The organism is Streptococcus sp. oral taxon 058 str. F0407 (genome assembly GCF_000235485.1).
In the GTDB taxonomy this organism is placed as follows: Bacteria; Bacillota; Bacilli; order Lactobacillales; family Streptococcaceae; genus Streptococcus.
Genome location: NZ_JH378878.1, coordinates 11,017 through 11,784 on the forward strand (window position 1 = coordinate 11,017; position 768 = coordinate 11,784).

At 51.7% G+C, this 768-nt stretch carries 8 tRNA genes; all 8 read right to left on the reverse strand.

Annotated features, from left to right (window positions below):
- Positions 1–45 precede the first annotated feature (45 nt).
- A tRNA-His gene (locus tag HMPREF9184_RS00315) sits at positions 46–118 on the reverse strand.
- A gap of 14 nt (positions 119–132) precedes the next feature.
- A tRNA-Trp gene (locus HMPREF9184_RS00320) sits at positions 133–203 on the reverse strand.
- A gap of 5 nt (positions 204–208) precedes the next feature.
- Positions 209–289, reverse strand: a tRNA-Tyr gene (locus tag HMPREF9184_RS00325).
- Positions 290–306: 17 nt separating this feature from the next.
- Positions 307–379, reverse strand: a tRNA-Phe gene (locus tag HMPREF9184_RS00330).
- Between the two features lie 3 nt (positions 380–382).
- Positions 383–456: transfer RNA gene (locus HMPREF9184_RS00335), tRNA-Met, on the reverse strand.
- A 12-nt stretch (positions 457–468) separates the two neighbouring features.
- A tRNA-Ser gene (locus tag HMPREF9184_RS00340) sits at positions 469–558 on the reverse strand.
- A gap of 11 nt (positions 559–569) precedes the next feature.
- Positions 570–643 (reverse strand) — tRNA-Ile (locus tag HMPREF9184_RS00345).
- Positions 644–656: 13 nt separating this feature from the next.
- Positions 657–730: transfer RNA gene (locus HMPREF9184_RS00350), tRNA-Met, on the reverse strand.
- Positions 731–768 lie beyond the last annotated feature (38 nt).

The following is a 768-nucleotide window of genomic DNA, read 5'->3' on the forward strand; positions in this document are numbered from 1 at the left end:
AGTCCCTTGCCTTACCGCTTGGCTATACCCCAATAATATAAAATAGGCGAGTGATGGGGATCGAACCCACGCATGCCAGAGCCACAATCTGGTGTGTTAACCACTTCACCACACCCGCCATCATCTTATTAACACGGGCAGTAGGAATTGAACCCACACTGAAGGTTTTGGAGACCTTAGTTCTACCTTTAAACTATGCCCGTATCCATGGAAGGGGAGGGATTCGAACCCCCGAACCCGAAGGAGCGGATTTACAGTCCGCCGCGTTTAGCCTCTTCGCTACCCTTCCAGATTATCTATAAAATATGGCGCGAGACGGAATCGAACCGCCGACACATGGAGCTTCAATCCATTGCTCTACCAACTGAGCTACCGAGCCAAATTGCGGGAGCAGGATTTGAACCTACGACCTTCGGGTTATGAGCCCGACGAGCTACCGAGCTGCTCCATCCCGCGTTAATAATAAAAAGGAGGATGTGGGATTCGAACCCACGCACGCTTTTACACGCCTGACGGTTTTCAAGACCGTTCCCTTCAGCCAGACTTGGGTAATCCTCCGAAATATATAATGGACCTTGTAGGACTTGAACCTACGACCACTCGGTTATGAGCCGAGAGCTCTAACCAGCTGAGCTAAAGGTCCAACAAGATCATTATAGCGGCGAAGGGGATCGAACCCCCGACCTCCCGGGTATGAACCGGACGCTCTAGCCAGCTGAGCTACACCGCCATCAAATCGGGAAGACAGGATTCGAACCTGCGACACCT